This window comes from Pseudomonas sp. HMSC076A11, assembly GCF_001810205.1.
GTDB lineage: Bacteria > Pseudomonadota > Gammaproteobacteria > Pseudomonadales > Pseudomonadaceae > Pseudomonas > Pseudomonas aeruginosa.
The window spans coordinates 95,277-104,457 of sequence record NZ_KV800314.1 but is presented as its reverse complement, the minus strand read 5'-3'; the positions used below and the strand labels follow the sequence as shown (position 1 = coordinate 104,457).

Genomic DNA, 9,181 nt, shown 5'->3' with positions numbered 1-9,181 from the left:
CCCCCCCCAGTCGGCGGTCGCCACCGGCACGTACTCCTTGCCGTCGCCCTTGAGCTTGAGCGCCGGGGTCACCCGCGCCGGATCGAGTACGGTGAGCGCCGGCAGGTCGCGGATCCGGATCACCAGCGGCGCTTCGAAGGAACCAAGCAGCGCCTGGTCGTGGGTCTCGGTGCTCGGCTTGACCTTGAGCTTCTGCGACAGCCGGCGAATACCCAGGCGCTGCAACAGGCCGTCGTTCTCTGTGGGCAGGCCGGCGAGGAACGCCACCGGCACCTTTTCGTTGAGACGTGCAGCGATCCAGTTGTCGAAGGCGTCGCTGGCCAGCGGCGGTCCACTGGTCATCCAGGTCACCACCCCGGCGTAGAGACCGCTCAGCGGACGTTCGGGCAGCGGCTGGTCGGTGGGCAGGTAGTCGACCCGATAACCGAGGTATTCGAGCAGGCCGCCGAGGTAGACGTGACCGGGGCTCAGGGTCAGGTCGCCCTCGCGCGGATCGTAGAGCAGCGCGATGCGCCGCGGTTGCACCTCGACGTCGCTCACCCCCAGGTAGTCCAGCGCCGGGGTGCTGACGAACGGCACGTAGCCTTCGCTACGCAGGCGCGCAGCGAGCGTGCGCGCCTCGTCACGCCGCTCCGGCGGCAGGTAGTCGATGGCGACGATGGGCATTCCCTGGGCGCGCAGGGCATCCAGGTGGCCCTTCAGCCAATCGCGATCGTCCTGGGGCACCTCGCGGTATTGCCCGGCAGCGGCGTCCCAACCGGCATGGATCGACTCCACGGCCACCGCCGACGCGACGCCGGGCAACTCCGGCAGCACTTCGAAACCGCGATTGAAAAACAGCTTGAGGCCCGGCTCCTGGCGATGCAGCTGGGCGAGGAAACTGGCCAGCGCCCGGCGCTGGCCCTCGCGGCGCTCCTCGGCCTGTAGCTGGAAGCTGTCCAGGGTATCGAGGAACAGGCCGGCGTAGCCCTGTTTGCGCAGCTCCGCGGCGCGCTTGAGCAGGTACGCCCGCCAGCTCGGCGCGGCGAGGTCCATTACCTGGCTGTTCCAGGCTTGGTTGCGGACCGCGCTCTTGCCCCGGGCCAGGCCGCTGTCGGCGATGGCGGCGGCGTCGCCGTCGAACTCGCCGACCGACAGATAGGCGAAGGGCGTGCTGCCCTGCTCTTTCAGATACCCGACATCGGCCGGCTTGAGGTGCGCCGCTTCGAGCACCACCCAGTCGAACTGGGAAAGCTCGGCCAGCGGCGGCCGCTCGGCGTACCAGAACGCCACGCTGGACGGCCCGCCGGCAGCCCCTGCGGCAGTGCCGGCACAAAGCGCCAGCGCCAGGCCGGCAAGCCAGGCGAGCGGGCGCTCGATGGGTCGAAGGGTGTTACGGCGGGACGGCAGACGCAGCACGGCGATTCCTTTCTTGCTGAACCGCATGCCCAGCCTACGCGGCAGGGTCGATACCGACCGAAGCGGCAGGTCGGAAGCATGGATGCGGTTTCCGGTGGCAACGTCGAATCCCTGACAGTGCGGGCACAGCCAAAGCAGCCGCAGGCGATTAACGTCAATCTAATGACTAAATATGCTAATTGCTAAATTTTTAAGCGGAAACTGTCAATTTTTAGGCACATACATGACGCCATGGTGTCCTTTTGCCTGCCCGTGACGCTTTGCAGGTCAACTCCGCGCTTTCCGAGACACCGCTGTGGCAAAGTGGAAAGCCCAGGTTTCACGCACTTCATCAGGAAAGTCGACGGCCCTCCGGAAGCCCCCGGAAGTCACTTCGTCTAGACCCATCGGTTCGGTAGACGCCGCTCGCTAATAACTAAATGTTTATTAAATCCGTGAAACAGGTTGTCTTTTCCGGCCAACGAAAGGCGCCGGGCATTTGGCGCACGCGCGTGCGGTCGCACCGCCTTCAGTTGCGTGCGAGGAACCGCACCAGCCACACCGAGGCGACGCCTATCGCCCCACCCGCCAGTACTTCGGCGACCCGCAGCGAGGCGACCAGGGGCGACTGCTGAATCGCCCAGGAGGCGCAGGCGATGCACGCGCAACGCGCGGCAAAACCTGTCGCGTAGTGACGGAATCCGACGAGGGTGAGGACCGAGGCAAGAGTCGCCAAGGTGTGGACCAATAGAACATGCGGTAGAGCGGCCCCTACCGCGAGGCCGAGCGGTACGCCGAGCAGCGCGCCAAGCCCGCGATCGCGCAGCTTCAGGTGCGCGCTGGCGGCATTGCCGGTAACCACGCTGGCGGACGACCAGATCGCCCACTGGCCGTATTCGATGTGCCGCCACGCCACCAAGGTCGCGCTGGAGGCTACGGCGAGTGTGACCGCCAACACAGCCTGGAGCAGCTCGTCATGCGCGGCCGCGTGGCCCGTCAAGTGCGCTCCACGCCAGCGCAGCAGGGTGCCGTAACGGCGTGCGAGCGCTGCGTGGCGCAAGGTATCGACACCGGCGAGCGCCACCGATGGTAGCGTCGCGACGACGAGATACGGCACCAGGGACAGCGCAGCGCGGTGCGTCGCGGCAACCTCGCAGGCCAGATAGAGCACAGGAATAAAGACGAAATTGCCCAGCGTGCGCAAGCGCGTATCCAGGCCGGATAGCGCGACAGCAGCAGCGGCGAGCGCTGCGCAAGCGATGGCAAACGCCGCTCCCCAGGCGAGCGCGAACGACAGGCCGAGAAAGCCGAGGATGATCGCCACCCCCTGGCCGAGCGCCGCGAGCGGTGCGCTACCGACCCGCTCGACGACGACCGCCACGGAGATCGTCGCGATATTCGCCAGCAGCCAGTTGGCATCGCCGCTGGCGCTGTAGAGCACGAACAGCGGCAGCGACACGGCGAGCGCGCGCCCCATGGCGCGGCCGTCGAACAGGCGTGTCAGCGAGGCGCACACACGACGCGCCGCCTAGAGCGCTGCCAACTGGTCGAGCGTGACGATCCGCGCGATGCCGCCCAGGACCTCGATGGAGCGCCGGTGCTCCTCGTCGCTGGCCGCCGCGCAGGCCTCCTCCAACACCAGCACTTGGTAGTCGCGATCGTGCGCATCGCGCGCGGCGGCCTGCACAGCCCAGGTCGTACTGACACCGGCGAGCACCAGGCGCTCGATCCGCCTCGCCCGCAACACGGCCTCCAGGCGCGTGGCATAGAAGGCGCTGATGCGCGGCTTGAGCACTTCCATCTGCACGGCATCCCGCTTCAGGTCAGGATGAAATGCGCAACCGCGCCCGCAGAGGTCGAGAGCGCCGAGTGCCTGCGCGGCAGCGAAGATCGGCGAATGTTCCGGCAGGTCCGGATAGCCGGGCTCGAAGCCCACCCTCACCGCGATCCGCAGCCAGCCAAGCTGCTCGGCGACGGCGAGCGCGCGGTTGAAACGCGCGACCACGCCACGCAAGGCGGCCTGTTCTGCACAGCGGGCAATCCTACCGTCGGGATGCATGATATCGACGATGTAGTCGAGACCGATCAGTGCTGTGTTCATCGGGAACTCCTCTTCCATCTGCCGGAACCCAAAGCCCTGGATTCAGGGCTCCTCGAATTGCGCCAGGCGTGTCAGCAACGGACCGGCCGCCGCCAGCAGGGCGCGCTCGCTCTCGTCGAGACAGGCGTGCATGGCACGCACCAGCCATTCTTCGCGCTTGGCGCGGTTGCCGTAGAGATTTCGCCGGCCCTCCGAGCTCAGCGACACGCGGGTTCTGCGCCCATCTTGCGGATCGGCGTGACGGACGATCAGCCCTCCGCGTTCCAGTTCGCGCAGCAGCGCGGCCAGATTCGACGAGCGCATCCGCTCGGCGGCGGCCAGCTCGGAAGGTGTGACGTCGCCGCCAAGGCGGTCGATCGCGCCAAGCACGACCAGTTGCGAGAATTGCACCGGATCGGCCTGCGCCTCGCGACGCAGGCGGCGGGTCAGGGTGGTGACCTGGCTGCGCAGATGCGCTGCCAGTTGGAGATCCTGGTTGGTGGGCATATTTATCTACATAATCATAGCTATATTTTCATAGCAAAATAACACATCCAACGCCGCCCGCCATGGGACCCGACCGACGGCACGACAGCTGAAATGAAAGAGCCCCGCACTAGGGCGGGGCTCTTGCTTGCCGTCAGTCCGGTCGCATCAGGGGATGCAGACACCGTGCTGGCTGCTCTGCGCCAGGTCCATCAGCTCGCGGTTGGCCACGGCGTACATGGCGTAGTCGGTACCCGACGCGGCACGCAGTTCGACCAGCATCGCCCGCCAGCGCTCGACCAGCGGCAGGTGCTGTTCCAGCCACAGGCCGACGCGAGCCTCGACCTCCTTCGGTCCGTCCTGCATCTGCAACACCGAGACGGTGATCGCCCGCTGCTGCCAGTCGAGGTCGTCGCGGAACGCCTCGCGGGCCAGCGCCTGCCAGTTGTTCTCCACCGGCAGGTTGGTGATCTGTTGCAGGTACCAGGTCAGGTCCAGCGCGCTGCCCACGGCGAAATAGGCCTTGGCCACTTCCGCGGTGTCCTGGCCGGTCACGTCGGACGCCTCGATGATCGGCAGCAGCGTGTACAAGTGGCTGGTACCGGCCACCATGCGTGCCAGCAGTTCCGGCACGCCGGCGTCGACGTAGGTCTGGTAGCGCGCCTGCCACAGCTCGCGGGTCGGCCCTTCGAGCAGCTCGTTGAGCTTCAGGCCGAGGGCGGCGACGCGCGGGCCGAAGTGGGCCACGTCGCGCGCCGCGTCCAGCTCGTTGCGGCGGCTGCGGAGGAACCAGCGGGTGGCGCGGCGACCGAGACGCATCAGTTCGTCCATCAGGGTCAGCTGGATATCAGCGGGCACCTGGTAGTCGAGGTTCTCGATCTGGCGGAACCAGTGCGGCAGGTGGAACACGTCGCGGACGATCACGTAGGCCCCGGCGACGTTGGCCGCGCTCATGCCGGTGGACTCCTTCAGGCGCTGCACGAAGGTGATGCCCATGTGGTTGACCAGGTCGTTGGCGATCTGCGTGCTGACGATCTCGCGCTTCAGGCGATGGCGGCGCATGGCGTCGCCGAACTTCTCCGCCAGCAATGCCGGGAAGGCGGTCTCCATGTCGCGGGTCAGGTAGTCGTCGTCCGGCACCAGCGATTTCAGCAGCGATTCCTTGAGGTCGATCTTGCTGTAGGAGATCAGCACCGACAGCTCGGCGCGGGTCAGCCCCTGGCCGGCACTGATGCGTTCCGCCAGCTCCTCGTCGGAAGGCAGGAACTCCAGGGCGCGATCGAGCTTGCCACGCGCCTCGAGGTCGCCCATCAGCCGCTTGTACTCGGCGATCCGCTCGCGGGCGCGACGTTGCGCCAGGGACAGCGCCTGGGTCTGCTTGTAGTTGTTGCCCAGCACCAGGGCGCCGACCGCGTCGGTCATCTTCACCAGCAGCGCGTTGCGCTGCTTCTCGGTCATGTCGCCGGCCTGCACCACTTCGTTGAGCAGGATCTTGATGTTGACCTCATGGTCGGAGCAGTCCACGCCACCGGCGTTGTCGATGAAGTCGGTGTTGTTGGCACCGCCGTGCAGGCCGAACTCGACCCGCGCCAGTTGGGTCATGCCCAGGTTGCCGCCCTCGCCCACCACCTTCGCGCGCAGCTCGCGGCCGTCGACGCGCAGACCGTCGTTGGCCTTGTCGCCGACATCGGCGTGGGTTTCCTTGCTCGACTTCACGTAGGTGCCGATCCCGCCGTTCCAGAGCAGGTCGACCGGCGCCTTGAGCAGCGCATGGATCAGCTCGGTGGGCGCCAGCCTGTCGGCCTGGATGTCGAAGCGCGCCTTCATTTCCGGGGTGATGGCGATGCTCTTGGCGCTGCGCAGGAAGATCCCGCCGCCGGCGGAGATCAGCTTGGCGTCGTAGTCGGCCCAGCTCGAACGCGGCAGGTTGAACAGGCGCTGGCGCTCGACGAAGCTGCTGGCGGCGTCCGGGTTCGGGTCGATGAAGATATGCATGTGGTTGAAGGCGGCCACCAGTTGCAGCTTGTCCGACATCAGCAGGCCGTTGCCGAACACGTCGCCGGCCATGTCGCCGATGCCGATGACGCTGATGTTGTCCTTCTGCACGTCGATGCCGCGCTCGCGGAAGTGCCGTTGCACGCTGACCCAGGCGCCCTTGGCGGTAATCCCCATGCCCTTGTGGTCGTAGCCGGCGGAGCCGCCCGAGGCGAAGGCGTCGCCGAGCCAGAAGCCGTACTCGGCGGCGATGCCGTTGGCGATGTCGGAGAAGGTCGCCGTGCCCTTGTCCGCGGCGACCACCAGGTAAGGATCGTCCTCGTCGTGGCGGACCACGTTGGCCGGCGGCACCACTTCGCCTTCCTTGAGGTTGTCGGTGATATCGAGCAGGCCGGAAATGAAGATCCGGTAGCAGGCGATCGCCTCGGCCTGGATCTCGTCGCGGCTACCGCCAAGCGGCAGGCGGCGCGGGACGAAGCCGCCCTTGGCGCCGACCGGCACGATCACCGCGTTCTTCACCTGCTGGGCCTTGACCAGGCCGAGCACCTCGGTGCGGAAGTCTTCCTCGCGGTCCGACCAGCGCAAGCCGCCGCGAGCCACCTTGCCGCCGCGCAGGTGCACGCCCTCGACGCGCGGCGAGTAGACGAAGATCTCGTACTTGGGCACCGGCCTGGGCAGCTCCGGGATGGCCTTCGGGTTGAACTTGAAGCTGAAGTAGCTCTTGTTCTGGCCGTTGCCGTCGGGCTGGTAGAAGTTGGTCCGCAGGGTCGCCTTGATCAGGTCGAGGTAGCGCCGCAGGATGCGGTCCTCGTTGAGCACCTGGACTTCGTCGAGGGCACCGAGGATCGCCTGCTCCAGCTTCTGTTGCTTGTCTTCCAGGTCTTCCGCGGTGAGTTTGCGCGCCAGGTAGAAGCGGGTCTTGAACAGCCGCACCAGCTCGCGGGCGATGTCGGTGTGGGCATTCAGCGCACTGGCGATGTAGCCAAGGTCGAAGCCCAGGCGGATCTGCTTCAGGTAACGCGCGTAGGCACGCAGCAGGGCGACGTCGCGCCACGGCAGGTTGGCGGTCAGCACCAGGCGGTTGAAGGCGTCGTTCTCGGCGTCGCCGCTGACGATGTGGACGAAGGCGTCCTGGAGGATCTCGTTGAGCTGCTGGATGTCCACGTCCAGCCCTTCGGCGTAGGTGAAGGCGAAGTCGTGGATCCAGTATTCACGGCCGTTCTGGTGGCGCAGGCGGTAGGGGAATTCGCCGAGCACGCGCAGGCCGAGGTTCTCCAGGATCGGCAGGACGTCGGACAGGGCCAGCGGGGTGTCGGCGTGGTACAGCTTGCAGTGCAGTTGCTGCTCGCCCTGCGCCAGCGGCTGGTAGAAGCTCATCACCAGCGGGCGCTGCTCGGAGAGGCTGAGCAGGTGCTGCAGGTCGACCACCGCGAAGTGCGGGGCGAAGCGCTCGCGATAGCCGGCCGGGAAGCCTTTCGGGAAGTCGGCCAGGACGTTGGTGCCCTTGGCCTCGCCGAGGTTTTCCACCACCAGGCTGCTGTAGTCGTCCTGCCAGGAACGGCAGGCCTGGATCACTTCTTCCTCCAGGCGCGCCGGGTCGATGTCGATGCGCGACTTCGGGTCGACGCGGAGGATGAACTGCACGCGGGCCAGCACCGACTCGGAGAAGAAGGTCCAGAACTCGCAGTCGCTGGCCTGCAGGCGCTCCATCAGGACCTGCTGGATCTTCAGGCGCGTCTCGGTGGAATACACGTCGCGCGGCACGTAGGCCAGGCAGTAGCAGAAGCGACCGTAGGGGTCCTTGCGCAGGAACACGCGGATCTTGTTGCGCTCCTGGATGCGGACGATCGCCAGGGCGGTGCTGAACAGCTCGTCCACCGGAGTCTGGAACAGGTCGTCGCGCGGCAGTACTTCCAGCACCTGGGCCAGTTCCTTGCCGAGGTGGGCCTTGGTGTCGAAACCGGAGCGCCGCATCACTTCGGCGACCTTGCCGCGGATGAAGGGAATGTCGTTGACGCTCTCGTTGTACACCGAGGAGGTGAACAGGCCCATGAAGCGGCACTCGCGGATCACCCGGCCCTTGCCGTCCAGCTCGCGGATCGACACGTAGTCCGGGTAGGCCGGGCGGTGCACACGGCTCGGATGGGCGGCCTTGGCGAAGGACAGCAGGACCGGTTCGCGCAGGTAGGCGACGGCATAGTCCTCGATGTGCAGGTCATCCTTGCTCAGGCCGGCACGCAGCAGACGGGTCAGGCCGAGGAAGGATTTCTCGTCGTAGACCATGCGCCCGCCGTCGGCCTCGTCGGCGACGGTGAATTCCTCGTAGCCGAGGAAGGTGAAGTGGTTGTCCAGCAGCCATTCGAGATAGCTGCGCACTTCCTTCAGTTCCTCCGCCGGCACCTTCAGCTTGGCCTTGCCGAGCCAGGTCAGCAGTTCGCGGGCCTTGGCCTTCATCGGTTCGAAGTCGGCGACGGTCACGCGTACTTCACCGAGCACTTCCAGGATGGCCTTCTCCAGCGCCCGCAGTTCGCCGGCGTGGGCGCAACGGTCGATCTCCAGGTACATCAGCGATTCCTGGCTGACGTCCTTGCCCTGGCTACCCTTGGGCAGGATTTCCTTCAGCTCGCCCTTGGCCGAGCGGCGCACGCTGAGGACGTTGGTCTGCAGGGTATGGATGCTGTAGCCGCGGCGGTTCAGTTCCATGCGTACCGAGTCGACCAGGAACGGCAGGTCCGGGTGCAGCACTTCCACCGCGGTGTGAGTGGATTGCCAGCCGTGCTTCTCGTAGTCGGGGTTGTATACGCGGACTTCGGGCTGGTCGCGGTCGAAGCGCTCCAGCAGGCGCCAGGCGGAAAGGGTGCAACCGACCAGGTCGGAAAGCCGACGCTGGGTCAGTTCATCGAGGGAGATCAGGCTGAAGAACTGTTCGGCGAACAGCGTGACTTGTGGTAACGCCTTGTCGCCGAGGTGCTGCGCCAGTGCCGTCTGCAGTTGATGCTGGAAATCGGCTTTGCTGGCCGCGGTGAAGAACGCCATGGTTGTACTCCGCTTGGCTTGTTATTTCATGGAGGCGAGCGGTTCGCGGGAAAGGTCGCGAGCAACGCACCTTCGGACCGACCCTCGCTGCGTCCATGAAGTTCAGCAGAAGCTGAGCATTAATCCAGGCAGGCAGGCGCACAGCAAAGGCTGACCGGGAACCGCCCTTTTCGGCGAGCGACCCGCCGGTCATATCCGACAGAGCTT

General features: G+C 66.2%; 5 protein-coding genes. All 5 read right to left on the bottom strand.

The features are described 5' to 3' along the window. A partial coding sequence (locus tag HMPREF2716_RS18805) for an endo alpha-1,4 polygalactosaminidase (RefSeq protein WP_177343804.1) occupies window positions 1-1,425 on the bottom strand: 1,425 nt, incomplete at its 3' end. 481 nt (window positions 1,426-1,906) lie between these two features. Further along, window positions 1,907-2,893, bottom strand: coding sequence for an FUSC family protein (locus HMPREF2716_RS18800; RefSeq protein WP_003113949.1), 987 nt, complete (start codon window positions 2,891-2,893; stop codon window positions 1,907-1,909). A 12-nt stretch (window positions 2,894-2,905) separates the two neighbouring features. After that, on the bottom strand, window positions 2,906-3,478 hold the full coding sequence (locus HMPREF2716_RS18795; protein WP_023087159.1) for a cysteine hydrolase family protein: 573 nt from the start codon (window positions 3,476-3,478) through the stop codon (window positions 2,906-2,908). 42 nt (window positions 3,479-3,520) lie between these two features. Continuing rightward, window positions 3,521-3,964 carry a MarR family winged helix-turn-helix transcriptional regulator gene (locus tag HMPREF2716_RS18790; protein WP_003109601.1) on the bottom strand — a complete coding sequence of 148 codons (444 nt, stop codon included), beginning with the start codon at window positions 3,962-3,964 and terminating at the stop codon, window positions 3,521-3,523. A gap of 147 nt (window positions 3,965-4,111) precedes the next feature. After that, complete coding sequence (gdhB, locus tag HMPREF2716_RS18785) at window positions 4,112-8,974, bottom strand: NAD-glutamate dehydrogenase GdhB (protein WP_023115168.1); 4,863 nt, start codon at window positions 8,972-8,974, stop codon at window positions 4,112-4,114. Between the last annotated feature and the right edge of the window lie 207 nt (window positions 8,975-9,181).